Origin of the sequence: Frateuria sp. GZRe12 (assembly GCF_051900535.1) — a bacterium.
Lineage (GTDB): Bacteria > Pseudomonadota > Gammaproteobacteria > Xanthomonadales > Rhodanobacteraceae > Frateuria_A.
The window spans coordinates 135,366-161,662 of the sequence record NZ_JBHZGI010000006.1 but is presented as its reverse complement, the minus strand read 5'-3'; the positions used below and the strand labels follow the sequence as shown (position 1 = coordinate 161,662).

Sequence of the window (26,297 nt, the reverse complement as noted above, 5' to 3'; positions counted from 1 at the left end):
GCGCACCGCCCTTGGAGTTCCCATGCCTACTGTCCAGCCCGGCAGCCTTTCGGTGGTCGCCACGCCGATCGGCAATCGCGACGACATCTCGGCGCGCGCCATCGCCACGCTGCGCGCCACCGACGTGATTGCCGCGGAGGACACCCGCCACAGCCGTCCGTTGCTGCTTCATCACAATGTCGACGTGCCGCTGGTGGCGCTGCACGAGCACAACGAACGCGAGGTCGTCGATGGACTGGTGCGGCGGATGCTGGAAGGCCAATCGGTGGCGCTGATCTCCGACGCTGGCACGCCGCTGGTGAGCGATCCGGGCTTCCGCCTGGTACGCGCGGCGCGCGCGGCGGGCATCCGCTGCGTGCCGGTGCCGGGTGCCTGTGCGGCGGTCGCGGCACTGTCGGTGGCAGGGCTCCCGAGCGACCGCTTCGTGTTCGAAGGTTTCCTGCCGCCGAAGGCGGCGGCACGGCGCAGCCGCCTGCAGGAGCTGGCCGGCGAGCCCCGCACGCTGATCTTCTATGAGTCGTCCCATCGCGTCGCCGAAAGCCTGGCTGACATGCGCGAGGTGTTCGGTGGCGCGCGAGAGGCGGTGCTGGCACGCGAGCTTACCAAGCTGTTCGAGACGGTGATCGGCGAACCGCTCGACGAACTGGCCCCTCGCGTGGCGGATGACCCGGATCAGCAGCGCGGCGAGTGCGTCATCCTGGTGGCCGGTCGCGGGGAAGAAGTGGACGCGCGGCTGGCTGAAGGCCAGCGCGTATTCGCGCTGCTGCGCGAGGAGTTGCCTCCGGCCAAGGCGGCCAAGCTCGCCGCGGCTATCACCGGCGCCTCGCGCAAGGCGCTCTATCAGATGTAGGGCGGGCTCAAGCGACCATCGGCGCATCGGAAACGGTGGGCTGAAGCCCACCCTGCCGTGTCCGCCTTTCCAATCGCCAATCCCGTCCCCGGCCCATTACAATGGCCCGCGGAGTCGGCCGGACAGTCGCGTCGCATCACAAGTGCGTCGAGGAAAGTCCGGGCTCCACAGGGCAGGGTGCCAGGTAACGCCTGGGCAGCGCGAGCTGACGGCCAGTGCAACAGAGAGCAGACCGCCGATGGCCCGCAAGGGCACAGGTAAGGGTGAAAGGGTGCGGTAAGAGCGCACCGCGTGCGGGGACAACGTCGCACGGCACGGTAAACCCCACCCGGAGCAAGACCGAATAGGGGAACGATAACGCGGCCCGCGTTGTTCCCGGGTAGGTCGCTGGAGCCAGGCGGTGACGCCTGGCCGAGAGGAATGACTGTCGCGTCGCAAGACGTACAGAACCCGGCTTACAGGCCGGCTCCGCCTCTTGCGGCGGCGCGCTTTGGGCGCGCCGCCAGGGAAGGGCCAGGGTGGCGCGGAAGATTGCGCCACCCTGGCCCTTTTTTTTTCGTGCGACCCCATCGGGGCGCGGACGCGCACGATGTGCTCCTGCAAGGTGCTTGAGCTGAACGGGCAGTTCATCTGCGGTCTCCACCAAGGCAAAACGCCCGTGACCTGCCTCACATCCGGTTTGGAAATTTCCCCAGCTTTCAAGCACCTTGCCAACCTTTCTCTGAAACGGCTGGAAATACCTCCACACTTCCGCCTTTCTCCTTGATTCGCAAGCAAAATTCCCTTGACGTCTCAAAAGGCGAGACGTATCGTGGGACCCTGTGTGAAATCGTGGGAATCAGTGGAGTCCGCACGGGTGTTCCAGGGCGAAACCGCCATCACCGTTGACGACAAGGGCCGGCTGGCCATCCCGACCGCGTATCGGGAGCTGGTCGCGGGCGCCTGCGCCAATCGGTTGGTGGTCACCTACAGCCCGTTCGAGATGGGCTGCCTGTGGCTGTTTCCCTACGCCGAGTGGGAAAAGGTGCGCGACCAGGTCAACGCGCTGCCGATGGTCAAGGCGCCGCATCGCAACCTGCAGATGAAGCTGGTGGGTGCGGCGACCGTGGTCGAGCCGGACGGCGCCTCGCGCGTCCTGCTACCGGCCAGCCAGCGCGCCGCCGCCGGCATCGAGAAGAAGGCAGTGCTGCTGGGCATGGGCAACAAGTTCGAGCTGTGGAGCGAACAGGCCCACCTGGCCAAGATCCGCCAGACCCTCGGCGAAGGCGACATCACTGACGACATGGCGGACCTGCGCCTGTAAGGCGCGCAGGTTTTCGGTGCGGGACGAATACGGGACGGGAGGGTGCGGCGTGGCCGAGTTGCGGCACATCCCGGTGATGCTGGGCGAAGCGGTGGAGGGCCTAGCCGTGCAGGCAGGCGGGCGGTATCTGGATGGCACCTTCGGTCGCGGCGGTCACGCACGCGCGGTCCTGTCGCGCCTGGGGCCCGCCGGCCGGCTGCTGTTGATGGACCGGGATCCGACCGCCATCGCGGCCGCGCGCGAGGCGTTCGCGGGCGATCCGCGCGTGGCGATCCGCCACGGCAACTTCGCCGAGCTCGCCGAGTGGGACGAGACCGCCGCCGGCCTCGATGGCGTGTTGCTCGACCTCGGCGTCTCCTCGCCGCAGCTGGACGAGGCCGCGCGCGGCTTCAGCTTCATGGCCGATGCGCCGCTGGACATGCGCATGGACACCACCCAGGGCGAGAGCGCAGCGGAGTTCCTTGCCCGCGCCGACGAGCACGAGATCGCCGACGTCCTGTGGACCTTCGGCGAGGAGCGCTTCAGCCGCAAGATCGCCCGCGCCATCGTGGCGCGCCGGGCCGAGGCGCCGATCGCGCGCACCGGCGAGCTGGCGGCGCTGATCGAGCGCACCATCGGTCGCCGCGAGCCGGGCAAGCACCCGGCCACGCGCAGTTTCCAGGCCCTGCGCATCCGCGTGAACGGCGAGCTCGATGCCGTGCAGCGCGGCCTTGATGCGGCGCTGGAGCGGCTCAAGGTCGGTGGACGGCTTTCGGTGATCAGCTTCCACTCGCTGGAGGACCGCGCGGTCAAGCAATTCATCCGCGACCATTCCGGCCGCGTGCAGGGCAGCCGGCGCGGTCCGCCGGTAGCCGCCAAGCCCGCGCGCCTGGCCGCGGTGGGCAAGGCACGCTTCCCGTCCGACGAGGAGCTGGCGGTCAACCCGCGCGCCCGCTCGGCGGTGCTGCGCGTGGCGGAGAAACTCGCATGAGGGCGCTCGGCGGCGTCACGCTGGTGATCCTGCTGCTGGCCGTGCTGGCCAGCGCGATCGGTGTGGTGTGGACGCGCCATGAGAGCCGCGTGCTGTTCGTCGACCTTACCCGCCTGCAGAACCAGCGCGACGAACTCAACGTCGAATACGGTCGGCTCGAACTGGAGCAGGCGACCTGGGCCGAGCCGCGGCGCATCGACGACGAAGCGCGCAGCAAGCTCGGCATGGTGACGCCCAGGCCGCAGGACATCCAGCTGGTGCGCCGATGAGCCTGCGCCGCCCGCTCCCGCAACCTTCCGCCGGCCGCCGCCGTGGCGCGGGCCCAAGCGCGCGCAAGCGCATGCTGCTGGTGGTCGGCGTACTGTCGTTGGCCTCGTTGGGGCTGGTCGCACGCGCGTTCGACCTGCAGGTGATGCGCAAACAGTTCTACCAGGACCAGGGCGACGCGCGCTTCCTGCGCGAAGTGAAGATCCCGGTGTCGCGCGGCACCATCTTCGATCGCAACGGCGAGCCGCTGGCAGTGTCCACGCCGGTGATGTCCATCTGGGCCAACCCGCCGCAGGTGCTCGAGAACGCCGACCGCATCCCCGACCTGGCCGCAGCGCTCGGCGTGGACGCAGGCGAGCTCAAGGAGCGCCTGGCACAGCGCGCCGACCGCGAGTTCGTCTATCTGCGCCGGCAGATGCCGCCGGAAGCAGCCGAAGCCGTGCTCGACCTGGACATCCCGGGCATCAATGCGCAGCGCGAGTACCGCCGCTACTACCCGTCGGGCGAAGTAACCGCGCACGTGCTCGGCTTCACCAACATCGACGACCATGGCCAGGAAGGGCTTGAGCTTGCCTTCGACGACTGGCTTTCCGGCAAGCCGGGCGCCAAGCGGGTGATCCGCGACCGCATGGGGCACGTGGTCGAGGACGTCGAGCAGGTGCGCGAGCCCAAGCCGGGCAAGAGCCTCACGCTCAGCATCGACCGGCGCATCCAGTTCCTGGCCTACAACGAGCTGAAGAACGCGCTGACCGAATTCGATGCGTCCTCCGGGTCCATGGTGATTCTGGACGTGCCGACCGGCGAAGTGCTGGCGATGGTCAACCTGCCGACCTACAACCCCAACTCGCTGTCCGGCAGCAAGTTCTCCGACCGGCGCAACCGCGCCGTCACCGACCTGATCGAGCCCGGCTCGACGATCAAGCCGGTGCTCATGGCCGCGGCGCTCTCCAGCGGCAAGTACACGCCGACCAGCCCGCTGATCGACACCACCGGCGGCCACTGGTACTTCCAGGGCCATGACATCCACGACACGCACAACTACGGCTTGCTCACGCCCACCGGCGTGATCACCAAGTCGAGCAACGTCGGCGCGGCGCGCATTGCCATGACGCTCGACACCGCACTCATGTACAACACGTACCGCGCGTTCGGCTTCGGCAACAGCACCAGCAGCGGCTTTCCTGGCGAGTCCTCGGGCCTGCTTCGCATCGGTCGCGACTGGCGTCCGCTGGAACAGGCGATCATGGGCTACGGCTACGGCCTGAACGTGACGCCGCTGCAGCTGGCCAACGCGTACGCCACGCTGGGCGACCACGGCGTCATGCATTCGCCCAGCTTCATCAAGGATGCCGACAACGACGCCAAGGCGATCGTGTCGCAGCAGGTCGCCGACGAGATCGTGCGGATGATGGAGACGGTGACCGCCCCGGGCGGCACCGCCACCACCGCGCGTATTGCCAACTACATCGTGGCGGGCAAGACCGGCACGGCGCACAAGGCCGCCGCCGGCGGTTACTCGCGCAACAACTACACCGCCGCTTTCGCCGGCCTGGTGCCGGCGAGCAACCCGCGGCTGGTGGGCGTGGTGATCATCGACGACCCGCAAAAGCGCAGCTACTACGGCGGCATGGTTTCCGCCCCCGTGTTCGCGCGCGTCATGGAAGGGGCGCTGCGCCTGCTCGACGTGCCACCGGACAACATCGGGCGCTGGTATGGCGGCGGACCCCTGATGAGCCCGACCGGGCTGGCCGGCAGCAAGCCGCCGGTCGATCCACCGATCGACGACGCACCCGTCGAGGATGAGCCGTGACCACGCGCCCACTCCTCGACCTGCTCGATGGTTTCGCCGACGCCGGTGCGCTCGGCGATCTTCGTCTCTGTGGCCTGAGCCTGGACTCGCGCCAGGTGCGTCCCGGTGAAGCCTTCATCGCATTGAACGGGACCCGCACGCATGGCATCGCCTTCGCCGCCGAGGCAGTGGCGCGCGGCGCGGCGCTGGTGCTCGCCGAGGCGCCGACGGTGGCAGGCTTCACGCCGGGCGTTCCGGTGCTATGGATCGAGCACCTGCATGCGCGCCTGGGCGAGATCGCCGCGCGCTTCTACGACCACCCCTCGCGCGCGCTGCGCATCGTCGGCGTCACCGGCACCAACGGCAAGACCTCGACGGTGCAGATGATCACCCAGGCGCTGTCGCGGCTGGGTCATACGGCCGCCAGCATCGGCACGCTCGGCGCCGGGCTTTTCGGCGCGCTCGACGACGGCGAGCGCACCACGCCCGATGCGATCAGCGTGCAGCGTCTGTTGGCGCGTTTTCGCGACCAGGGCGCGACGCACGTGGCGATGGAGGTCTCCTCGCATGCCCTGGAGCAAGGCCGGGTGGGCGCGGTGGATTTCGAGGTCGCCGCTTTCACCAACCTGACCCGCGATCATCTCGACTACCACGGCACGATGGAGGCTTACGGCGCCGCCAAGGCCAGGCTGTTCGCCTGGCCAGGCCTGAAGGCGGCCGCGATCAACGTGGACGACGCGTTCGGCCACACCCTGGCCGATCGCCTGCCGGCCGGCGTGCGCGTGCTGCGCACCAGCATCGTGGGAGGCGCCGACGTCGGTGCCCGGGCCATCGCGACCTCCGCCGAGGGCCTCGCCTTCGAACTCGTTACGCCTTGGGGCGCGCATGCGATCCGCAGCCCGCTGCTCGGCCGCTTCAACGTGGCCAACCTGCTCGCCGTGGTGGCCTGCCTGGGCGCGCTGGGCGAGCCGTTCGCGCGCGTGGTCGAGGCGGTCCAGACGCTCGTGCCGGTCAACGGCCGCATGAATCGCCTCGGCGGCGATGGCCGGCGCCCGCTGGTGGTGGTCGATTACGCGCACACGCCCGACGCGCTGGAGCAGGCGCTCACCGCGCTGCGCGCGCATTGCGCCGGGCGGCTGATCTGCGTGTTCGGCTGCGGCGGCGAGCGCGATGCGGGCAAGCGTCCGCAGATGGGCGAGATCGCCGAGCGCCTGGCCGACGTGGCGATCGTCACCGACGACAACCCGCGTGGCGAGGACGGCGACGCCATCGTGGCGCAGATCCGCGCCGGCATGCAGCGTCCCGCAGCGATCGAGCGCGACCGTGCCGCCGCGATCGGCACGGCCATCGCCCGGGCCGGCGCGGACGACGTCGTGCTGATCGCCGGCAAGGGCCACGAAACCTACCAGGAAGGTGCCGCCGGCAAGCGTCCGTTCGACGACCTCGCTGTCGCCCGCGCCGCCCTTGCGCAACCGGCCAGGGAGAACCACGCATGATGCGCCTCTCCGAGATCGCGGTATGGACCCACGGGCGCCTGCTCGGCGCCGACCTGCAGGTGGATGGAGTGGCGATCGATACCCGCCGGTTGAAGGCGGGTGAGCTGTTCGTGGCGATCAAGGGCGAGCGCGTCGACGGCCACGACTTCGTGCGCGAGGCCGCCCTGCACGGTGCTGCCGCGGCGCTGGTCACGCGCCGCATGGACGTCGACCTGCCGCAGGTGCTGGTCAACGACACCCAGGCCGCGCTCGGCGACCTGGCCAGCGCGGTGCGCGCGCAGCGCGATGTGCGCGTGGTCGGCATCACCGGTTCCAACGGCAAGACGACGGTCAAGACGCTGACCGCCTCGATTCTCTCGCGCCACGGCCGCACCCACGTCAACGCGGGCAACTACAACAACGAGCTGGGCCTGCCGCTGACCTTGCTGGCGATGCCCGCCGACACCGAATACGCGGTGCTTGAGATGGGCGCCGGCAAGCCGGGCGACATTGCCTACCTTGCCGCCATCGCGCGGCCCGATATCGGCCTCGTCAACACCATCGCGCCGGCGCACCTTGAGCGGATGGGCAGTCTGGAAGGCGTGGCCGAAACCAAGGGCGCGCTGTACCAGGCGCTGCCGGCCGACGGCGTGGCGATCATCAATGCCGACGATGCTTTCGCCGGCTTCTTCGAAGGCCTGGCCGGTTCGCGCGCGACGCTGCATTTCGGCCTGGACGGTCACGTCGACGTGGGCGCCACCATCCTGGAGCAGCGCGTGGACGGCTCGCGCTTCATCCTGCGCACGCCCGAGGGCGAGGCCGAGGTGGCGCTGCCGCTGGCCGGACGGCACAACATCGCCAATGCGCTGGCCGCGGCCTCGATCGCGCTGGCGCTGGACGTGCCGCTGGCGACCATCGTCGCCGGCCTTCTGCACGTGCCTGGCGTCGCCGGGCGGCTGCGCAGCGAGACGATGCCGGGCGGCTGGACGCTGATCGACGACAGTTACAACGCCAACCCCGGTTCCGTGGGCGCTGCGATCGACACGCTGGCGCTGGCTGCCGGCGAACGCTGGCTGGTGCTCGGCGACATGGCCGAGCTCGGCGCCGACGCGCGCGCGCTGCACGAAGGCATCGGCGCGCGCGCCAAGGCGGCTGGCATCGACCGGCTGTTCGCGGTCGGGCCGCTGAGCGCCGGCGCGGCCAGGGCTTTCGGTGGCGGCAGCGAACACCACGCCGACAAGGCCGCGCTGGCCGCTTCGCTGGCGCGCCAGCTGCACGCGGGCGTGACCTGCCTGGTCAAGGGCTCGCGCTCGGCCGGCATGGAGCAGGTCGTGTCCTCACTCAAAGAACAAACCCACGCCTCCGGAGGCCCCGCCGATGCTGCTTGAGCTGGCCGACTGGATGGCACGGCATTTCACCGCCCTGCACCTTTTCCAGTACATCACCTTCCGCACGATCATGGCCGCGCTCACCGCGCTGGCGATGTCGCTGCTGCTGGGTCCGGGCCTGATCATGCGGCTGGCGGCGCTCAAGGCCGGACAGGTCGTGCGAAGCGATGGACCGCAGACGCACCTGGTCAAGGCCGGTACGCCGACGATGGGCGGGGTGATGATCCTGCTGGCGATCGCCATCGCCACGCTGCTCTGGGCCGACCTGCACAACCGCTATGTGTGGATCGTGCTGGCGGTGCTGATCGCCTTCGGCGTGATCGGGTTCTACGACGACTACAAGAAGCTGGTGCTCAGGGACAGTCGCGGGCTGGCCTCGCGCTGGAAGTACTTCTGGCAGTCGGTGTTCGGACTGGCGGCGGCGCTGTTCCTCTACAAGACCGCCCAGCTGCCGGCCGAGACCGCGCTGTACGTGCCGCTGTTCAAGCAGGTGGCATTGCCGCTGGGCGTGCTGTTCGTGGTGGTCGCCTACTTCATGGTGGTCGGCTTCTCCAACGCGGTGAACCTCACCGACGGGCTGGACGGCCTGGCGATCATGCCCTCGGTGCTGGTCTCCGGCGCGCTGGGCGTATTTGCCTACCTGGCCGGCAACAAGGTGTTCTCCGAGTACCTGGGCATCCCCTCGATTCCCGGGGCAGGCGAGCTGTCGATCTTCTGCGGTGCACTCGCCGGCGCGGGGTTGGGCTTCCTGTGGTTCAACACGTACCCGGCGCAGGTGTTCATGGGCGACGTCGGCGCGCTCGCCATCGGCGCGGCGCTGGCCTGCGTGGCCGTGATCGTGCGCCAGGAAATCGTGCTGATCGTGATGGGTGGCGTGTTCGTGCTGGAGACCGTCTCCGTGATGCTGCAGGTGGCGAGCTTCAAGTTGACCGGCAAGCGCATCTTCCGCATGGCGCCGATCCACCACCACTTCGAGCTCAAGGGCTGGCCCGAGCCGCGGGTGATCGTGCGTTTCTGGATCATCAGCGTCGTGCTCGTGCTGGTCGGCCTCGCCACGTTGAAGGTGCGTTGACGATGTTCGGCTTCGGATCCAGTCAGGCGATCAAGCGGCACGGGCCGCGCGGCAGCTTCGACCTGCCGCTGCTGGTCGCGCTCGTCGGGCTGGCCAGCATGGGCGTGGTGATGGTCACCTCCAGTTCCATCGCGGTGGCCGACAGCCAGCATATCGGTGCGTTCTATTACCTGAAGAAGCACCTGTTCTACCTGGCGATGGGATTGCTGCTTGCCGGCATCGCCATGCGCACCGAACTGAAACAGGTGGAAAAGTACGCATTTCCCTTGTTGCTGGTCGGTGGCGTCATGCTGCTGGCGGTCTTCGTGCCGCACCTGGGCATGCGCATCAACGGTGCGCGGCGCTGGCTCAACTTCATCGTGCTCAGCTTCCAGCCGGTCGAGGCGGTGAAGCTGATCCTGGTCGTCTACGTGGCGAGCTTCCTGGTGCGCCACCGAGAAAGCGTCGAGACGAAGTTCTGGGGCCTGCTGCGGCCGATCATCGTGGCGGGCGTCATCGTGCTTCTGCTGCTGGCGCAGCCGGACTTCGGCTCGGCCACGCTGGTGATCGCGGTCACCATCGGCATGGTCTGGCTGGGCGGCGCGCGGCCGCTGTACCTGTTCCTGATGGGCCTGCCGCTGATGCCGGCGCTGGTCGTCGCGGCGACCAGCGAGAGCTACCGCATGAAGCGGCTGACCTCCTTCATGGACCCATGGAAGGATCCGTTCAACGACGGCTTCCAGCTGACCCAGTCGCTCATGGCGATCGGTCGCGGCGAGTGGACCGGCGTGGGACTGGGTTCGAGCGTGCTCAAGCTGTCGTACCTGCCCGAAGCGCACACCGACTTCATTCTGGCGGTGATCGGCGAGGAACTGGGCCTGGCCGGCATCGTGCTGGTGATCGGGCTGTTTGCAACCGTGGTCGGCCGCGGCCTGTACCTCGGCCTGAAGGGCGTGGAAGTGGGCCAGCGCTTCGCCGGCTACGTGGCCTTCGGCATCTCGCTGATGCTGGGCCTTCAGGCGATGGTGTCGATCGGCGTGAACCTCGGCGCGTTGCCGACCAAGGGCCTGACCCTGCCGCTGATCAGCTCGGGCGGCTCGTCCGTGTTGATGACCTGCGCCATGGCCGGCGTACTGTTGCGTGCCACCTTCGAGATCAACCGCGCGCTGGACGCGCGCCAGACGGCCACGCGGATGCCCGCGGCGGCCGTAGCTGACGCGAACGCGGCAGTGGCGCCGCCGCGCGAGCGCGAGGCGGTGGCCGCATGAGCGCGAACCGTCCCGTGCTGATCATGGCCGGAGGTACCGGCGGCCACATTTTCCCGGGCCTGGCCGTGGCCGACGTGCTGCGCGCGCAGGGCATCCCGGTGGCCTGGCTGGGCGCGGCCGGCGGGATGGAGACGCGCGTGGTGCCGGCGCACGGCATCGAACTGCACACCGTCGCGGTCGGCGGGCTGCGCGGCAAGGGATTCAGGACGCGCCTGCTGGCACCCCTGATGCTGGCCCGCGCACTGCTCGCCTCGCTGCGCGTGTTGCGCCGGGTACGCCCGCGCAGCGTGTTGTCGATGGGTGGATACGTCGCCGGCCCTGGTGGCATCGCCGCGCGGATCACCGGCACGCCGCTGCTGGTGCATGAGCAGAACCGCGTCGCCGGCTACACCAACCGCAAGCTCGCCGGTTTCGCGAAGCGGGTGATGGCCGGTTTCGTCGACGCGCTCCCGAACGGCGAATGGGTGGGCAACCCGGTGCGCGCCAACATCGCGGCACTGCCGCCGCCGGCCGATCGGCTCGCCACGCGCAGCGGACGATCGCAGTTGCTGGTGCTGGGGGGCAGCCTTGGCGCGCGCGCGCTCAACCTCGCGTTGCCGCAGGCGCTGGCGCTGATCCCTGCCGACCAGCGCCCGGCCGTGCGCCACCAGTGCGGCAGCCGCGGTGTCGACGAAGCCCGCGCGGCCTACGCGCAGGCGGGCGTCGAGGCCGACGTGGTGCCTTTCATCGAGGACATGGCCGCCGCTTACGGCTGGGCCGACCTCGCCGTGTGCCGTGCCGGCGCGCTGACGATCGCCGAGCTCACTGCCGCGGGCCTGGGCGCCGTGCTGGTGCCTTTCCCCCACGCGGTCGATGACCACCAGACAGGCAACGCGCAGGCGCTGGTGGAAGCGGGCGCCGCCGAACTGATCCAGGAACGTGATTTGGACGTACAGCAACTGGCGCAGCGTCTCGCCGCGCTGCTCGCCGATCGCCGCCAGCTGATGGCGATGGCCGAGGCCGCGCGCACCCAGGCCAAGCCCGATGCCGCCGCGACGATCGCGCGCGCCTGCCTGGAGGTGGCCGCATGACGCCGCGTCGCCTGTTGGCACACGAAGACCTGATGACCACGTTCCGCCGCGTGCATTTCATCGGCATCGGCGGCGTGGGCATGAGCGGCATCGCCGAGGTGCTGCACAACCTGGGTTACGCCGTGTCCGGCTCGGACAAGGCCAACTCGCCCACGGCGCAGCGGCTGGCCGCGCTCGGCATCGATGTGCGCATCGGCCACGAGGCCGCGCACGTGGGCGATGCCGACGTGGTGGTGACCTCGAGCGCCATCCGCCAGGACAACCCGGAACTGGTCGCCGCGCGTGCCGCGCGCATCCCGGTGATCCCGCGCGCGGAGATGTTGGGCGAGCTGATGCGCTTCCGCCGCGGCGTCGCCATCGCCGGCACGCACGGCAAGACCACCACGACCAGCCTGGTCGCGAGCGTGCTGGCCGAGGCCAACTACGACCCAACCTTCGTGATCGGCGGCCAGCTCAACGCCGCGGGCGCCAACGCGCGGCTGGGCACGGGCCAATACCTGGTCGCCGAAGCCGATGAATCCGACGGCTCGTTCCTGCTGCTCTCGCCGGTGATCGCCGCCGTCACCAACATCGACGCCGATCACCTGGAGAACTACGGCGGCGATTTCGCGCAGGTGAAGAAGGCCTTTGCGGATTTCCTGCACCGCCTGCCGTTCTACGGCCTGGCCGTGCTCTGCGTGGACGACGAGGAAGTGGCGAAACTGGCAAAGGACACCACGCGCCGCGTGATGACCTACGGCATCCGCGCGACCGACGCCGACGTGCGCGCCATCAACGTGCGCCAGAGCGGCTTCCAGATGCTGTTCGACCTGCAGCTGCCCGGCCGCGCCGCGCCGCTGCCGGTCACGCTCAACCTGCCGGGCCAGCACAACGTGCTCAACGCGCTGGCCGCCGCCACGATCGGCTGGCAGCTCGGCGTCGAAGCCGAGGCCATCGCCCGCGCGCTGGAGAACTTCCAGGGCGTCGGCCGGCGTTTCCACCGCCGCGGCGAGCTCGCTCTGGAACAGGGCAGCGTGCTGCTGGTGGACGATTACGGCCACCATCCGCGCGAGCTGGCCGCCGTGTTCGCGGCCGCCCGCGGCGGCTGGCCGGACCGGCGTCTGGTGGTGGGCTTCCAGCCGCACCGCTACAGCCGCACGCGCGACCTGCTGGACGACTTCGCCAATGTGCTGGCCGAGGCCGACGTGCTGGTGCTGACCGAGGTCTACCCGGCCGGTGAGGCGCCGATCGCCGGCGCCGACGGGCGTGCCCTGGCCCGCGCGGTGCGCGCGCGCGGCAAGGTCGACCCGGTGCTCGTCGAGCACCCGCGCGATTTCAAGGACACCCTGCCGACGCTGCTGCGCGACGGCGACCTCCTGCTACTGCTCGGTGCCGGCGACATCGGCGCGGCGGCGGTGGAGCTCGCGCAGGCTGGCCACCTGAGGACTACGAAGTGAACGCTACGACCAGCAGGATCACCGACCCCGCCCAGTTCGGCCGGGTGGCCGTGGTGATGGGCGGCAGCTCCGCCGAGCGCGAGGTCTCGCTCGATTCCGGCCGCAACGTGCTGGCGGCGCTCAAGAGCCGTGGCGTCGACGCGCATGCGATCGACGGCATCCCGGCCCTGCTAGACGCGTTGCGCGCCGGTCACTTCGCGCGCGTGTTCAACATCCTGCATGGCCAGCACGGTGGAGGCGAGGATGGCGTCCTTCAGGGAGCGCTCGAATCGCTCAACGTGCCCTACACCGGCTCGGGCGTGCTCGGCTCGGCGTTGTCGATGGACAAGGTTCGCTCCAAGCGCGTGTGGCAATCGCTCGGCCTGCCGACGCCGACCTTCGTGGCGCTGCCGCGCGGTGCCGGTGCCGATGCCGTGCATGCGGCGGCGAAACGGGTCGGTTTCCCACTGATCGTCAAGCCGGCTTGCGAGGGCTCCAGCGTGGGCGTCACCCGCGTGTTCGAGGAAAACCAGCTCGACAGCGCCGTGCAACTGGCCGCCCGCTACCCGGGTGACCTGCTGATGGAAACCCTGATCGAGGGTGACGAGATGACCGTCGCCATCCTCGGCCGCCAGGTGATGCCCTCGATCCATATCGTGCCCAAGGGCGCGTTCTACGACTACAACGCCAAGTACGTCGCCGAAGACACCCAGTATCTCTGCCCAGGCCTCGAGGGCGCGGCCGAGGATGAATTGCGCGCGCTGGCGCTCGAGGCCTTCGACGCGCTTGGCTGCCATGGCTGGGGCCGCGTGGACGTGATGCGCGACCGCCAGGGCCGCAACTTCCTGCTCGAAGTGAACACCGCGCCGGGCATGACCTCGCACTCGCTGGTGCCCAAGGCCGCCAAGGCCGCCGGCATCGACTACGAAGACGTATGCTGGCGCGTGCTGGAAACCAGCTTCCGGGAGGCTCTGTGAGGGGAGCCATCCGCCTCGTTGCCTGGTGCCTGGCCATCGCCCTTGTGGCGCTGCCGGTCGTCGGCGTGCTGCGCGGCTGGTTCGCCGCCGACCGATGGCCGGTGACGCAGCTGACCGTGCAGGCCGAGTTCAAGCACGTGACCACCGAGGAGATTCGCTCCGCCGTGCTGCCCCGCCTGGGACATGGCTTCTTTGCGCTGGACCTTGATTCGGTGCAGCAGGCCGTGGCCGCGCTGCCCTGGGTGGAATCGGTCGAGGCGCGCAAGCGCTGGCCGGACACGCTGATCCTGCGCATCTACGAGCGGCAGCCGTTCGCGCGCTGGAACGGCACGCGTCTGATCAGCCGCCAGGGCGTGCTGTTCGACGGCGGCAAGGACGCGGCAGCTGCGCCGCTGCCCGACCTGCGCGGTCCGGACGCGCAGATGCCCGAAGTGGTGGCGTTCTACGCCGATGCGCTCAAGGCCGTCGCGCGCACGCCGCTGAAGGTGTCCGGCGTGGCGCTGTCCGAACGCGGCAGCTGGAGCCTGACCACCGAAGCGGGTGCGCAGATCGTGCTGGGCGACCGTGCCCAGGCCGGCAAGCGCCTGCGCCGCTTCCTCGACGTCTACCCGCAGGTGATGGCAGGCCACCCCGCCGCCTTTGCCTACGCCGACCTTCGCTACACCAACGGATTCGCCGTGCGCTGGCCCGATGCCGCCGCACCTGCCGCGGGGGCGCCCCGCACATGAGCCTGACCCTATGAAGACTCGCAACGACAAGCAGCTGGTCGTCGGCCTGGACATCGGCACCAACAAGGTGACCGCGATCGTGGGTGAGTACGAGCCGGGCGAACCGATCGAGGTGATCGGCATCGGCTCGCACGTCTCGCGCGGCATGAAGCGCGGCTCGGTCGTGGATATCGAATCGACCGTGCACTCGATCCAGCGCGCGGTGGAAGAGGCCGAGCTGATGGCCGGCTGCGACATCCGCTCGGTGTTCGCCTCGATCTCCGGCAGTCACCTGGAGACCAAGAACTCGCACGGCACCGCCGCGATCCGCGACCGCGAAGTCACCCCCGGCGACCTGGAGCAGGTGCTGGAGGCGGCGAGCGCGGTGGCGATCCCGGCCGATCGCAAGGTTCTATATAAGGAGTCGCAGGAATACCGCATCGACGGCCAGGACGGCATCCGTTCGCCGGTCGGCATGAGCGGCGTGCGCCTGGAAGCCTCCGTCCACCTGGTCACCGGCGCGGCCGCGGCGGTGCAGAACATCAGCAAGTGCATTCAGCGCTGTGGGCTGTCCGTGGACGAGCTGGTGCCCTCGGCGGTAGCCAGCGCCAAGTCCGTGCTCACCGACGACGAGCGCGAACTGGGCGTGTGCCTGGTCGACATCGGCGCCGGTACGACGGACATCGCCATCTATACGCAGGGCTCGATCCGCTACACGAAGTCGCTGCCAGTGGGCGGCGACCAGGTCACCAACGACATCGCCTACGGCGTGCACACGCCGACCGCGCATGCCGAGGAGATCAAGATCAAGTACGCCTGCGCGCTGGCGCAGCTGGCGCACGCCGAGGAAACCATCCAGGTGCCCAGCGTCGGCGACCGCCCGCCCCGTCGTCTCGCCCGCCAGTCGCTCGCGCAGAGCGTGCAGGCGCGCTACGAGGAAATCTTCGAGATGGTGCAGGACGAGCTGCGCCGCTCCGGTTACGACAGCCTGGTCGCCGCCGGCGTGGTGCTGACTGGCGGTGCCTCCCGCATGGAGGGCGCGCTGGAGCTGGCCGAGGAGATCTTCCACAAGATGGTGCGCATCGGCGTGCCGCAGCACGTCACCGGCCTCGGCGACGTAGTCGCCAACCCGCTGCATTCGACCGGCGTGGGCCTGTTGCTGCATGGGGCGCGAGCGGGCGGCGTCCGGATCAGCCACCCCGTCGGGGGCAGCGTCGGCGGGCTGGTGGACAAGGTGCGCGGCTGGATTACCAAGAACTTTTAAGTGATGGCGCGGAGCGCCATCGCGGGCGAATGGAGGTTCGCCCACCACCGCAGGCCGGCAGGACGTCGGACCCGCGGTTACAACGACAACGAAGCTCTACGGAGGACGGGAAATGTTTGAATTGATCGAAAAACTTGCACCCAACGCGGTCATCAAGGTCATCGGCGTGGGCGGCGGCGGCGGCAACGCCGTGGCACACATGCTTAGCGCCAACATCGAAGGCGTCGAGTTCGTCGTCGCCAACACCGACGCGCAGGCGATGAAGAACTGCGGCTCGCGCACCCACCTGCAGCTCGGGGCCAATGTCACCAAGGGCCTGGGCGCAGGCGCCAATCCGGAAGTCGGCCGCCAGGCCGCGCTGGAGGATCGCGAGCGCATCGAGGAGATGCTCGACGGCGCGGACATGGTGTTCATCACCGCCGGCATGGGCGGCGGCACCGGCACCGGTGCGGCCCCGGTGGTGGCGCAGCTGGCCAAGGAAAAGGGCATCCTCACCGTGGCGGTGGTTACCAAGCCGTTCCCGTTCGAGGGGCGTCGCCGCATGCAGGTGGCGATGAAGGGCATCGAGGACCTGTCCCAGCACGTCGACTCGCTGATCACCGTACCGAACGAGAAATTGCTGTCGGTGCTAGGTCGCGAAGTCACGCTGCTCAATGCCTTCAAGGCCGCCAACGACGTGCTGCAGGGCGCCGTGCAGGGCATCGCCGACCTGATCACCGCCCCTGGCCTGATCAACGTCGACTTTGCCGACGTCCGCACCGTGATGTCCGAGATGGGCATGGCGATGATGGGCTCGGGCACCGCCCGCGGCGACGACCGCGCGCAGGCTGCGGCCGAGGCGGCGATCAACAACCCGCTGCTGGAAGACGTCAACCTCAATGGCGCCTGCGGCATCCTGGTCAACGTCACCGCCGGTCCGAACCTGACCATGCGCGAGTTCGACGAGATCGGCCGGGTCATCCACGACTTCGCCAGCGAAGACGCCACCGTGGTGATCGGCACCTCGCTCGACCCGGAGATGCAGGACGACGTGCGCGTGACCGTGGTGGCCACCGGCCTCAACCGCGCGACCGCCACTCGCCAGGCTCCGCGTGCCGTGGCCACCCAGCAGGTGGAGATGCGCCAGCGTCCGCGTCCGGTGGTGCTGCGCACCGGCACCGGCAACGAGGTGGTCGACTACGCCGCCCCGGAGGCGGTCGTGTCGCATACCCGCGCCGAGCCGCCGGCCAAGGGCGCCGACCCGAGCTTCGATTATCTGGACATCCCCGCGTTCTTGCGCCGTCAGGCCGACTAAACGGCACTCACCGGAGGTCTTGCGAAAATTGAACGAAACACCAGATCGATTGGTCAGTGCATGACGTGGCCCGACAGGCGTCTACCGCCTGTGTGGTTTTCGTGACCGTCCGTCAGGTGATCTTCGGGTGAAGGCAGCGCACCGAGGACCGGTGCGCGCACCGGCCGGCAAGGGAGCCGCCGGCCTGTCCGCCCTCCTGCGCCGGATACCCGTCCTCCCGGCGCAGGGGGCGTGTCGCGATAACTGGTTGAGGCGACGGGGAATTGCCGGGCTTCGTGACCGGCGTCACGTATGAAGGAAAGCTAAAGAGGCGACCAGACTGTACGGTACGGTTTGCTATTGCCACAGGTTAAGACTGTGTTAGCATCCGACCCCTGATTGGCTGCTGCCCACACTGGTACCTATAAAAATGATCAAGCAGCGTACGCTCAAGAACATCATCCGTGCGACCGGCGTCGGCCTGCACACCGGCGACAAGGTCTACATGACCTTGCGCCCCGCCGCGCCGAACACGGGAATCGTGTTCCGCCGTACGGACCTCAATCCGCCGGTCGACATCCATGCGCGCCCGGATTGCGTGGGCGACACCCGGCTATCCACCACCCTGGTCAAGGGCGACGTACGCGTCTCCACCGTCGAGCATCTGCTTTCGGCGATGGCCGGCCTGGGGATCGACAACGCCATCGTGGAGCTGTCCGCGCCGGAAGTGCCGATCATGGACGGCAGCGCCGGCCCCTTCGTGTTCCTGCTGCAGTCTGCCGGCATCGAAGAGCAGGGCGTCGCCAAGCGTTTCATCCGCATCAAGAAGCCGATCAAGGTGCAGGAAGGCGACAAGTGGGCCAGCTTCGAGCCGTTCGAAGGCTTCAAGGTGGGCTTCTCGATCGAGTTCAACCACCCGATCATCTCCAAGCGCACCTCGCGCGCCGAGATCGATTTCTCCACGACCTCCTTCGTCAAGGAAGTAAGCCGCGCGCGTACCTTCGGCTTCATGCGCGACATCGAGATGCTGCGCGAGCACAACCTGGCGCTCGGCGGGTCGATGGACAACGCCGTGGTGCTGGATGACTACCGCGTATTGAACGAGGACGGCCTCCGCTACGAGGACGAATTCGTCAAGCACAAGATCCTGGACGCCATCGGCGACCTGTATCTGCTCGGCCACAGCCTGATCGGCGCGTATCACGCGCACAAGTCGGGCCACGAGCTCAACAACAAGCTGCTGCGCACCCTGATCGCCGACCCCTCCGCCTGGGAAGAGGTGGTCTACAAGGACGATCCGGCCGTTTCGCCGATCTCCTACGCGCATCCGGCGCAGGCGATCTGACTCTGCCGATGTCTGCCACGAAGGCCGCCCGCAAGAGGCGGCCTTCGTCGTTTCTGTGACGCAGGCCGCCCGCAATACACGCCCGGATTCACGCTGCGGCGACATGCCGGGGTGTACCTGCCCTCCCACCGTGCTATAAACCTTCTGCCGCCCTCGGGGTGGCAGGGGAAAATCGGTGCCCGCCGGGCACCACGCGAAGGCACGGCGCCCCGCGCCAGTCAGTCCTTGGCGACCGGGAATCCAGCAGTTTCGGCGATGGACGCCAGCTCGAGGAACAGTCCCTTCAGTTCAGGGTCTGTGATTGACGCTGCGGCGGCTTTGAGATGGATGGCTGCGGCAGGCGAAAGCGGTTTTGACCGATCCGGTTCCGTTGCGGCCGGTCGGGGGGGAGCCACTTTCACGGTGACCGAACTGGCGCTCGTGCCGATGGCACGTGCGGTAGCGAGTATCTGCGCCTGCATCAGGCGCAGGCGAGCTGCCCAGGCCGGTGAGGACGCCAGGAAGACGAGGCGGCCGTTGCGCAGGTGGGCGAATCGCACCTGTTCGCGCAATGGCGTCGGCAACGTCTGGCGCAGGGCACGATCCAACGCATCCAGCTCACCGGCCTTCTTGGCCAGCGAGGCGAACGAACCGCATTCGGCCAATGGTTTGGGGCCACGGTCGAGGCGGCGGGAGGCGGGAGAATCGGCGCGCTGCATGGCCGTCATCTGAAGTGAAAAAAAGCAATGCAGATCATACTCGTATCCCGCTCCCGGAAAGTGCCCAAGACCCTCGACCTGAGCCAGCGGCGGTTGCGCTGGCGGCTGGCAGGGCTGGCGATAGCGGCTGTGGTCGGGTGTGGCGTACTGGGCGCCGCGGTGGCGCTGACCGTATCGAGCCCGCGCGATCGCGCGCTGGCCGAGATCCAGCAGCTCAAGCAACAGATTCGCGATCAGGACACGCAACTGGCGGGCGTGCGCAAGGACTCCCAGCGCGAACTCGACGCCCTGGCGATCAAGCTCGGCCAGCTCGAAGCGCAGTCCACCCGTCTCAACGCATTGGGCGAACGGCTGACCGAGGTCGGCAAGCTCGATCCGGACGAATTCAACTTCGACCAGCAGCCCGCGATGGGCGGCCTGGAAGACACCGCCGGCAGCGCTTACGCCCTGCCGCCGACACTGGACAAGGGCATCGACCAGCTCGCGGGCCAGTTCGACGTCCAGCAGGCGCAGTTGTCCGCGCTGCAGAGCCTGCTTCTGGACGCCAAGATCGATTCCAACCTCAAGCCCACCGGCATGCCGGCCTCGGGTTACATCTCCTCCTATTTCGGCGTGCGCCCGGATCCGTTCGACGGCCACAGCGCGCGCCACACAGGTCTGGACATCGCCGTGCCGTTCGGTTCGCCGGTCCATGCCGTGGCCGAAGGCATGGTCACCTTTACCGGCATGCGCAGCGGGTACGGCAATGTAGTCGAGATCGACCACGGCAATGGCTACATGACCCGCTATGCCCACAACAGCAAACTGCTGGTGCATCCGGGCCAGCGCGTGCATGTCGGCGAGGTGGTCTCGCAGGCGGGTTCCACCGGTCGTTCGACTGGCCCGCACGTGCATTTCGAGGTTTGGTACAAGGGCCGCGTGGTCAACCCGCTGGCCTACGTGAAGAGTCACCGCTGAGCCGGTAGCCGGCTTTCAGGATCCCGCTTGGGGCGGCGCTTCTGGCGCTGCCGGAGTGCATTTGCCGCAAGCTACTGCTGGCGGTCCCCGCGCGGGCACGACGCTCCGCCCTCTTGAATCCCCCGCCCTCCGCCGCCATCCCGGCCAGTTGGAGCGGCTGTAGTAACATGCCTCCTTTCGCCCGTGGCCGCCGCGGGCCTTCAGCCTTCACTGACGGAAGATCGATGTTCAATCGCGCCCTGACCAGCCTTTTCGGTAGCCGCAACGAGCGGGTGCTGCGCCAGCTTTCCAAGACCGTCGCGCGGATCAACGCGCTGGAATCGGATTTCGAGAAGCTGGACGACGCGGCCCTGCGCGGCAAGACCGACGAGTTCAAGGAGCGCGTGGCCAAGGGCGAAACGCTCGACAGGCTGCTGCCGGAGGCCTTCGCCGTGGTGCGCGAAGGCGCCAAGCGCGTGCTCGGCATGCGCCACTACGACGTGCAGATGATCGGCGGCATGGTGCTGCACCAGGGCAAGATCGCCGAAATGCGCACCGGCGAGGGCAAGACGCTGGTGGGCACGCTGCCGGTTTACCTCAACGCCCTCGAAGGCAAGGGCGTGCACGTGGTCACCGTTAACGATTACCTTGCCCGCCGCGACTCGGCGCAGATGGGCAAGCTCTACAACTTCCTGGGCCTGAGCGTGGGCGTGGTTTATCCGGGCATGGACCACGGCGACAAGCATGCCGCCTACGCCGCCGACATCACCTACGGCACCAACAACGAATTCGGCTTCGACTATCTGCGCGACAACATGGCGTTGTCGAAGGAGCAGCGATACCAGCGTGGCCTCAACTACGCGATCGTCGACGAGGTCGACTCGATCCTGATTGACGAGGCGCGCACGCCGCTGATCATCTCCGGCCCGGCCGAGGACTCCCCGCAGCTCTATCTCGCGGTCAACCGCATCGTGCCGCAGATGAAGCGCCAGCCGACCGAGGATGGCGCTGGCGACTACTGGGTCGACGAGAAGCAGAAGCAGGTGCACCTGTCCGAAGAAGGCATGGCGCACGCCGAGGAACTGCTGCGCAAGGTCGGCGTGATCGATCCGGAAAGCGGCCTGTATGACGCCCGCAACCTGGCCGTGGTGCATCATCTCAACGCCGCGCTGCGCGCCAACGCGATCTACCAGCGTGACGTCGACTACATCGTGCGCGACGGCGAAGTCATCATCGTCGACGAGTTCACCGGCCGCACCCTGGCTGGCCGGCGCTGGTCCGACGGCCTGCACCAGGCGGTCGAGGCGAAGGAAGGCGTGCCGATCCAGCGCGAGAACCAGACGCTGGCGACGGTAACCTTCCAGAACCTGTTCCGCATGTACAAGAAGCTGGCCGGCATGACCGGTACGGCCGATACCGAGGCGTACGAGTTCCAGACCATCTACGGTCTGGAGGTGGTGGTCATTCCCACCCACAAGCCGATGATTCGCAAGGACAACCTGGACATCGTGTTCCTCAGCCAGCAGGCCAAGTACCGCGCGGTGGTCGAGGACATCAAGGACTGCCACAAGCGTGGCCAGCCGGTGCTGGTGGGAACGACCTCGATCGAGGTGTCGGAACTGCTGTCCGACATGCTGACCAAGGCCAAGGTTCCGCACGAGGTGCTCAACGCCAAGCAGCACGAGCGCGAGGCGCACATCGTGGCGCAGGCGGGCGCGCCCGGGTCGGTGACCATCGCCACCAACATGGCCGGCCGCGGCACCGACATCGTGCTCGGCGGCAGCCTGGAAGCGGCGCTCGCGGCACTGCCGGAGGATGCCTCCGAGGTCGACCGCCAGCGCGTCAAGAGCGAATGGAAGAAGCGCCATGAGCAGGTGCTTGCCGCCGGCGGGTTGCACATCGTCGGCACCGAGCGGCACGAGTCCCGCCGCATCGACAACCAGCTGCGTGGCCGCTCCGGCCGCCAGGGCGATCCGGGCTCCTCGCGCTTCTACCTGGCGCTGGAGGACAACCTGCTGCGCATCTTCGGCGGCGAAGGCCTGGTGCGCTGGATGAAGCGCTTCGGCATGAAGGAGGACGATCCGCTCGAGGAGCGCATGATCAGCCGCCAGATCGAGAAGGCGCAGCGCAAGGTCGAGCAGCACAACTTCGACATCCGCAAGCACCTGCTCGAGTTCGACGACGTCGCCAACGACCAGCGCAAGGTGATCTACCGCCAGCGCGACGAGCTGCTGGAGGGCGAGGACGTCTCGGCCACCATCGCCGACATCCGCGAGGACGTGGTCGAGTCGATCGTCAACGCCCACGTGCCGCCGGACAGCATCGACGAGCAGTGGGACATCGCCGGCCTCGAGCGGGCGCTGGACAGCGAGTTCGGCATCGCCACGGGCCTGAAGGTCTGGGTCGAGCAGCAGCACGAGCTGGAAGCCGCGCAGATCCGCGATCACGTGCGCGAGGCGATGGACCAGGCCTTCAAGGCCAAGGAGGCGCAGATCGGAGCCGAGACCATGCGCCAGCTCGAGAAGCACATCATGCTGAGCGTGGTCGACAATGCCTGGAAGGAGCACCTGGCGAGCATGGACTACCTGCGCCAGGGCATCTACCTGCGCGGTTACGCTCAGCAGGATCCGAAGCAGGCATTCAAGCGCGAGTCGTTCGAACTGTTCGCCGAGATGCTCAACCGGATCAAGACCGAAGTCGTGCAGATGCTCGCGCGCGTGCGCATCCGCAGCGAGGAAGAAGTCATCGCGATGGAAGCCGAGCAGCAGCGCATGGCGGCGCGCCTGCAGCAGCAGATGCTTGCCAGCGGCGGTGGTGCCCCGGTCAATGCGCTGGGCAACGATGCTCCGCCCTCGGCCGCCGCGGGTACCGTGCAGCACGACGGCCCGAAGATCGGCCGCAATGATCCGTGCCCCTGCGGTTCGGGCAAGAAGTACAAGCACTGCCACGGCCAGCTCGCCTGACTGTCCAGTGCTTCCTCTCCCCTACGGGGAGAGAGAACCGAGACGGCTCGATGAGCCACTACGGCGGCTTTGACGACGGGTGGGTGAGTTCGCTGCAAGAACGGCTCCTCACCCGGTCCTCTCCCCGGAGGGGAAGGGCGCAGGCAGAAGATCAGTCCCCGCCGCCCGACGGCCGCTTGCGATGCGGCTCCGCATTGACCGTGATGTACTGCGGTTCGTCCTCGTCTATCCGCAGTGCGGTCAGCTGGCCGCCCCAGACGCAGCCGGTGTCGATCGCGTAGACGCCCAGCCCCGCGAAGCGCCCGAGCGCGGACCAGTGCCCGCAGACCATTTTGGCTTCGCGCCGGCGCATGCCCGGCACCGCGAACCACGGGTACAGCCCGGGCTTCTGTGAACCCGGTACGCCCTTGGCCTCGAAGTCGATCCGCCCGTTGACGTCGCAGTAGCGCATGCGCGTCATGGTGTTGATCGTGGCGCGGAAACGATCGACGCCCTGCAGCCGGCTCGACCAGGCGGCCGGGCGGTTGCCGAACAGGTTGCGCAGCAAACGCGGGTGGCGCGGGCTGGAAAGCTCGCGCTCCACTTCCTGCGCCGCGCGCAACGCCTGGCGCAGCGTCCACGACGGAGCCAGCCCGGCGTGCACCATGCCCCAGCCCAGTCCTTCGTCGTAGTGCATCAATTTCTGGTTGCGCAGCCACTCGAACAGTACCGGCGCATCGTCGGCGAACAACACCTCCCGCAGTTCCGGGTTGACCCGCGACTGTGCGTCGGGCTTGCGCTGGGCAATCGCCAGCAGGCTGAGATCGTGGTTGCCTAGCGTGACCACCACGTTCTCGCGCAGGGTGTGCAGCATCTGCAGCACCTGCAGCGACTCGCCGCCCCGATTGACCAGGTCGCCGCAGAACCACAACTGGTCATCGGCGGGGTCGAACCGCAACTTGTCCAGCAGGCGCGAGAGCTCCGGGTAACAGCCTTGCACGTCGCCGATTGCATATGTCGCCATCAGAACTCGTCCATCGGGAACCGATCCATGGCAGGCGAACCCTCGGGTGTGCGTTCCATCAGTGCAGGGTGCGCGGTATGGACAGCGTGAACGGCGGGATGGGCGTCTCGAAGTGCGTGCCATCGTCGGCGAGCATCTGGTAGCTGCCGCGCATCGTGCCCACGGCGGTGTCGAGCACCGCGCCTGAACTGTACTGGTAGCGGTCGCCCGGACGCATCCACGGCTGGTCGCCAACCACGCCCTCGCCGCGCACTTCTTCCACCTTGCCGTTGGCGTCGGTAATCACCCAGTGGCGGGTGAGCAGGCGCGCGGGCACGTCGCCGGCGTTGTGCAGCGTCACGGTATAGGCGAAGACGTAGCGGTTGTCGTGCGGCTTGGACTGGTCGGGGACGAAACGGGTTTCGACCTGCACGTCGATCGTGTAGGAAGCTTTGGGATTCATGCGCCGATTGTACGGCCTGCGCGCAAGCCTGCGCGTGTAGAAGGCGCGTCAGGCGGGAAGCTTCGCCAGGCGCACGAACTCGCCAGGGGCGAGAGTTTCGGCGCGTGCCTTCGGATCGACTCCCGCGCCGGCGATGGCGTCGCTGTCGAGCAGGTTCTTCAGCCCATTGGCCAGGGTCTTTCGCCGCTGCGCGAAGGCCGCCTTGACGATCGCATGCACGCGCTCGGGGTCGGCGTCGTGGCGCTCGTGCGCGGCCAGCGGCACCAGCCGCACGACCGCCGAGTCCACCTTCGGCGGCGGGCGGAACGCGCCCGGCGGCACGTTGAACAAGGGCTCGACGCGGCAGGCCAGTTGCAGCATCACCGACAGACGGCCATAGACCTTGCTGCCGGGCGCCGCCGCCATGCGGTCGACCACTTCCTTCTGCAGCATGAAGTGCATGTCCTGGATCGCGGCCGCGTGGTCCACGCAGTGGAACAGGATCGGACTGGAAATGTAGTAGGGCAGGTTGCCGGCCAGGCGCACCTGCGGCACGCCCAGGCGTTGCGCCAGCGCAGTGAAGTCCACCTTGAGCACGTCGGCATGGACGATCTCCAGCATGCCCACGCTGCTTGCGCGCGCCTGCAGGCCGGGAATCAGGTCGGTATCCAGCTCGATCGCGACGAGCCGGCCCGCGGCGGCCAGCAGCGGCAGCGTGAGGGCACCTTCGCCCGGGCCGATCTCGACGACGCGGTCGTCCGCCTTCGGTGCGATAGCGCCGACGATGCGCTCGACGTAGCGCTTTTCGTGCAGGAAGTGCTGGCCGAAGCTTTTCTTGGGACGGGCGTTCATCGGGAGTTCTCGCTTGCCGCTGGTACCCGGGAGCGGCTGGCCAACTCCGCCGCCATCCGCGCGGCGGCGATCAGGCTGGACGGATCCGCTTGGCCGGTGCCAGCCAGGTCCAGCGCGGTGCCGTGATCGACGGAGGTGCGGATGAAGGGAAGGCCGAGGGTGATGTTGACGGTGCGATCGAAGGCTTCGCTCTTGAGTACCGGCAGCGCCTGGTCGTGGTACATCGCCAGCACGGCGTCGTAGCGTCCGCGCTGCGCCGGCACGAAGGCGGTGTCCGCCGGCAGCGGACCGAGCAGTTGCATGCCCTGCGCACGCAGGCGCGCCAGCGCGGGCTCGATCACTTCGATTTCCTCGCGCCCGAGATGACCGCCTTCGCCGGCGTGCGGGTTGAGGCCAAGTACGGCGATGCGCGGGGCGGGGATGCCGAACCGGATCTTGAGTTCGTCATGCACGATGTGCAGCGTGCGCTCCAGCGCATCGCCGGTAATCGCCGCGGGCACCGCGTGCAGCGGCAGATGCGTGGTGGCCAGCGCCACGCGCAATTCCGGACTGGCCAGCATCATCACCACCTCCGCGCCGGCACGGTGGGCGAAGAACTCGGTATGCCCGGTGAAGGGGATGCCGGCGTCGTTGATCGACGCCTTCTGCAACGGCGCCGTGACCACGGCCGCATAGGTGCCGGTCAGGCAGCCGTCCGTCGCCTCCGCCAGCGTGGTCAGGACATGGCGCGCATTGCGTGGATCGGGCTTGCCGGGGCGCTCCTCCACCACCAGCGGCACGTGTTGGACGAGCAGGCTGCCCGGCACGTGCGCATGCGGTTGGCCGTCGTCTTCGTGCAGTTCCAGCGGTACGCCGCAACGTCCTGCAGCGCGGCGCAACAGGTCACGGTCGGTAATGGCGACGAGTCCGGCCGCAAACGGCATCGATGCGAGCCGGACAAGCAGCTCGGGACCGACGCCGGCCGGTTCCCCGGCGGTCAGCGCCAGTCGGGGCAGGCCGGCGTTCAAGGCAC

General features: G+C 68.3%; 23 protein-coding genes and 1 other RNA gene. 19 read left to right on the top strand and 5 right to left on the bottom strand.

From position 1 onward, the window contains the following. The first annotated feature begins 22 nt into the window (after positions 1-22). From rsmI to lpxC, 17 genes are all read left to right on the top strand, one after another. Positions 23-850, top strand: a complete 828-nt coding sequence (gene rsmI, locus ACFWZ4_RS14065) for a 16S rRNA (cytidine(1402)-2'-O)-methyltransferase (RefSeq protein ID WP_439705296.1) — start codon at positions 23-25, stop codon at positions 848-850. Positions 851-960: 110 nt separating this feature from the next. Then, an RNA gene (rnpB, locus tag ACFWZ4_RS14060) (RNase P RNA component class A) lies at positions 961-1,324 on the top strand. A 382-nt stretch (positions 1,325-1,706) separates the two neighbouring features. After that, a complete protein-coding gene (mraZ, locus tag ACFWZ4_RS14055) occupies positions 1,707-2,153 on the top strand; it encodes a division/cell wall cluster transcriptional repressor MraZ (protein WP_439705358.1) in 447 nt (148 codons plus the stop codon). Positions 2,154-2,202: 49 nt separating this feature from the next. Further along, complete coding sequence (gene rsmH / locus ACFWZ4_RS14050; protein ID WP_439705295.1) at positions 2,203-3,123, top strand: 16S rRNA (cytosine(1402)-N(4))-methyltransferase RsmH; 921 nt, start codon at positions 2,203-2,205, stop codon at positions 3,121-3,123. Beyond that, positions 3,120-3,392 (top strand): cell division protein FtsL, encoded by a 273-nt coding sequence (gene ftsL, locus ACFWZ4_RS14045; RefSeq protein WP_439705294.1) that lies wholly within the window; start codon positions 3,120-3,122, stop codon positions 3,390-3,392. Before rsmH ends, ftsL begins: the two co-directional genes overlap by 4 nt. Beyond that, positions 3,389-5,200, top strand: coding sequence for a peptidoglycan D,D-transpeptidase FtsI family protein (locus ACFWZ4_RS14040; RefSeq protein WP_439705293.1), 1,812 nt, complete (start codon positions 3,389-3,391; stop codon positions 5,198-5,200). Before ftsL ends, ACFWZ4_RS14040 begins: the two co-directional genes overlap by 4 nt. Further along, positions 5,197-6,675, top strand: a complete 1,479-nt coding sequence (locus ACFWZ4_RS14035; RefSeq protein WP_439705292.1) for a UDP-N-acetylmuramoyl-L-alanyl-D-glutamate--2,6-diaminopimelate ligase — start codon at positions 5,197-5,199, stop codon at positions 6,673-6,675. Before ACFWZ4_RS14040 ends, ACFWZ4_RS14035 begins: the two co-directional genes overlap by 4 nt. After that, positions 6,672-8,042, top strand: coding sequence for a UDP-N-acetylmuramoyl-tripeptide--D-alanyl-D-alanine ligase (locus ACFWZ4_RS14030; protein ID WP_439705291.1), 1,371 nt, complete (start codon positions 6,672-6,674; stop codon positions 8,040-8,042). The genes ACFWZ4_RS14035 and ACFWZ4_RS14030 overlap by 4 nt, the downstream gene beginning before the upstream one ends. Continuing rightward, positions 8,032-9,114 (top strand): phospho-N-acetylmuramoyl-pentapeptide-transferase, encoded by a 1,083-nt coding sequence (gene mraY / locus ACFWZ4_RS14025; RefSeq protein ID WP_439705290.1) that lies wholly within the window; start codon positions 8,032-8,034, stop codon positions 9,112-9,114. The genes ACFWZ4_RS14030 and mraY overlap by 11 nt, the downstream gene beginning before the upstream one ends. 2 nt (positions 9,115-9,116) lie before the next feature. Further along, positions 9,117-10,361 carry a putative lipid II flippase FtsW gene (gene ftsW / locus ACFWZ4_RS14020; protein WP_439705289.1) on the top strand — a complete coding sequence of 415 codons (1,245 nt, stop codon included), beginning with the start codon at positions 9,117-9,119 and terminating at the stop codon, positions 10,359-10,361. Further along, entirely contained in the window at positions 10,358-11,431 is a 1,074-nt protein-coding gene (gene murG, locus ACFWZ4_RS14015) for an undecaprenyldiphospho-muramoylpentapeptide beta-N-acetylglucosaminyltransferase (RefSeq protein WP_439705288.1), read from the top strand. The genes ftsW and murG overlap by 4 nt, the downstream gene beginning before the upstream one ends. Beyond that, positions 11,428-12,867, top strand: coding sequence for a UDP-N-acetylmuramate--L-alanine ligase (gene murC / locus ACFWZ4_RS14010; RefSeq protein WP_439705287.1), 1,440 nt, complete (start codon positions 11,428-11,430; stop codon positions 12,865-12,867). The genes murG and murC overlap by 4 nt, the downstream gene beginning before the upstream one ends. Beyond that, complete coding sequence (locus ACFWZ4_RS14005) at positions 12,864-13,823, top strand: D-alanine--D-alanine ligase (RefSeq protein ID WP_439705286.1); 960 nt, start codon at positions 12,864-12,866, stop codon at positions 13,821-13,823. The genes murC and ACFWZ4_RS14005 overlap by 4 nt, the downstream gene beginning before the upstream one ends. Next, a complete protein-coding gene (locus ACFWZ4_RS14000) occupies positions 13,820-14,551 on the top strand; it encodes a cell division protein FtsQ/DivIB (RefSeq protein ID WP_439705285.1) in 732 nt (243 codons plus the stop codon). Before ACFWZ4_RS14005 ends, ACFWZ4_RS14000 begins: the two co-directional genes overlap by 4 nt. Positions 14,552-14,561: 10 nt before the next feature. Then, entirely contained in the window at positions 14,562-15,794 is a 1,233-nt protein-coding gene (ftsA, locus tag ACFWZ4_RS13995) for a cell division protein FtsA (protein WP_231323555.1), read from the top strand. A gap of 112 nt (positions 15,795-15,906) precedes the next feature. Further along, positions 15,907-17,088 (top strand): cell division protein FtsZ, encoded by a 1,182-nt coding sequence (gene ftsZ, locus ACFWZ4_RS13990; RefSeq protein ID WP_231323557.1) that lies wholly within the window; start codon positions 15,907-15,909, stop codon positions 17,086-17,088. A gap of 409 nt (positions 17,089-17,497) precedes the next feature. Further along, positions 17,498-18,412, top strand: coding sequence for a UDP-3-O-acyl-N-acetylglucosamine deacetylase (lpxC, locus tag ACFWZ4_RS13985; protein WP_439705284.1), 915 nt, complete (start codon positions 17,498-17,500; stop codon positions 18,410-18,412). 218 nt (positions 18,413-18,630) lie between these two features. Here the strand turns inward: lpxC and ACFWZ4_RS13980 are convergent, their stop codons facing one another. Continuing rightward, positions 18,631-19,110, bottom strand: a complete 480-nt coding sequence (locus ACFWZ4_RS13980; protein WP_439705283.1) for a DciA family protein — start codon at positions 19,108-19,110, stop codon at positions 18,631-18,633. Positions 19,111-19,137: 27 nt separating this feature from the next. Between ACFWZ4_RS13980 and ACFWZ4_RS13975 the strand changes: the two genes are divergently transcribed. Further along, positions 19,138-20,067, top strand: coding sequence for a peptidoglycan DD-metalloendopeptidase family protein (locus ACFWZ4_RS13975; protein ID WP_439705282.1), 930 nt, complete (start codon positions 19,138-19,140; stop codon positions 20,065-20,067). A 224-nt stretch (positions 20,068-20,291) separates the two neighbouring features. Continuing rightward, on the top strand, positions 20,292-23,009 hold the full coding sequence (gene secA / locus ACFWZ4_RS13970; protein ID WP_439705281.1) for a preprotein translocase subunit SecA: 2,718 nt from the start codon (positions 20,292-20,294) through the stop codon (positions 23,007-23,009). Positions 23,010-23,160: 151 nt separating this feature from the next. On the opposite strand, the gene ACFWZ4_RS13965 is transcribed toward secA, so the two are convergent. From ACFWZ4_RS13965 to pdxA, 4 genes are read right to left on the bottom strand one after another with little or no spacing between them, the layout of a single operon-like run. Next, positions 23,161-24,012: a symmetrical bis(5'-nucleosyl)-tetraphosphatase gene (locus ACFWZ4_RS13965; RefSeq protein WP_439705280.1), complete on the bottom strand. Its 852-nt coding sequence runs from the start codon at positions 24,010-24,012 to the stop codon at positions 23,161-23,163. 58 nt (positions 24,013-24,070) lie between these two features. Then, a complete protein-coding gene (apaG, locus tag ACFWZ4_RS13960) occupies positions 24,071-24,454 on the bottom strand; it encodes a Co2+/Mg2+ efflux protein ApaG (RefSeq protein ID WP_439705279.1) in 384 nt (127 codons plus the stop codon). 48 nt (positions 24,455-24,502) lie between these two features. Next, positions 24,503-25,285 (bottom strand): 16S rRNA (adenine(1518)-N(6)/adenine(1519)-N(6))-dimethyltransferase RsmA, encoded by a 783-nt coding sequence (gene rsmA, locus ACFWZ4_RS13955; protein ID WP_439705278.1) that lies wholly within the window; start codon positions 25,283-25,285, stop codon positions 24,503-24,505. Continuing rightward, complete coding sequence (pdxA, locus tag ACFWZ4_RS13950) at positions 25,282-26,292, bottom strand: 4-hydroxythreonine-4-phosphate dehydrogenase PdxA (protein WP_439705277.1); 1,011 nt, start codon at positions 26,290-26,292, stop codon at positions 25,282-25,284. Before pdxA ends, rsmA begins: the two co-directional genes overlap by 4 nt. Between the last annotated feature and the right edge of the window lie 5 nt (positions 26,293-26,297).

Bases quoted from the DNA above. Each gene is read 5' to 3' on its own strand.
- rsmA (WP_439705278.1), bottom strand. From the start codon at position 25,285: ATGAACGCCCGTCCCAAGAAAAGCTTCGGCCAGCACTTCCTGCACGAA.
- mraY (WP_439705290.1), top strand. From the start codon at position 8,032: ATGCTGCTTGAGCTGGCCGACTGGATGGCACGGCATTTCACCGCCCTG.
- ACFWZ4_RS14040 (WP_439705293.1), top strand. From the start codon at position 3,389: ATGAGCCTGCGCCGCCCGCTCCCGCAACCTTCCGCCGGCCGCCGCCGT.
- lpxC (WP_439705284.1), top strand. From the start codon at position 17,498: ATGATCAAGCAGCGTACGCTCAAGAACATCATCCGTGCGACCGGCGTC.
- rsmI (WP_439705296.1), top strand. From the start codon at position 23: ATGCCTACTGTCCAGCCCGGCAGCCTTTCGGTGGTCGCCACGCCGATC.
- secA (WP_439705281.1), top strand. From the start codon at position 20,292: ATGTTCAATCGCGCCCTGACCAGCCTTTTCGGTAGCCGCAACGAGCGG.
- ftsW (WP_439705289.1), top strand. From the start codon at position 9,117: ATGTTCGGCTTCGGATCCAGTCAGGCGATCAAGCGGCACGGGCCGCGC.
- ACFWZ4_RS13975 (WP_439705282.1), top strand. From the start codon at position 19,138: ATGCAGATCATACTCGTATCCCGCTCCCGGAAAGTGCCCAAGACCCTC.
- ftsL (WP_439705294.1), top strand. From the start codon at position 3,120: ATGAGGGCGCTCGGCGGCGTCACGCTGGTGATCCTGCTGCTGGCCGTG.
- murG (WP_439705288.1), top strand. From the start codon at position 10,358: ATGAGCGCGAACCGTCCCGTGCTGATCATGGCCGGAGGTACCGGCGGC.
- murC (WP_439705287.1), top strand. From the start codon at position 11,428: ATGACGCCGCGTCGCCTGTTGGCACACGAAGACCTGATGACCACGTTC.
- ACFWZ4_RS14030 (WP_439705291.1), top strand. From the start codon at position 6,672: ATGATGCGCCTCTCCGAGATCGCGGTATGGACCCACGGGCGCCTGCTC.
- ACFWZ4_RS13965 (WP_439705280.1), bottom strand. From the start codon at position 24,012: ATGGCGACATATGCAATCGGCGACGTGCAAGGCTGTTACCCGGAGCTC.
- ftsA (WP_231323555.1), top strand. From the start codon at position 14,562: ATGAAGACTCGCAACGACAAGCAGCTGGTCGTCGGCCTGGACATCGGC.
- ACFWZ4_RS13980 (WP_439705283.1), bottom strand. From the start codon at position 19,110: ATGCAGCGCGCCGATTCTCCCGCCTCCCGCCGCCTCGACCGTGGCCCC.
- apaG (WP_439705279.1), bottom strand. From the start codon at position 24,454: ATGAATCCCAAAGCTTCCTACACGATCGACGTGCAGGTCGAAACCCGT.
- ftsZ (WP_231323557.1), top strand. From the start codon at position 15,907: ATGTTTGAATTGATCGAAAAACTTGCACCCAACGCGGTCATCAAGGTC.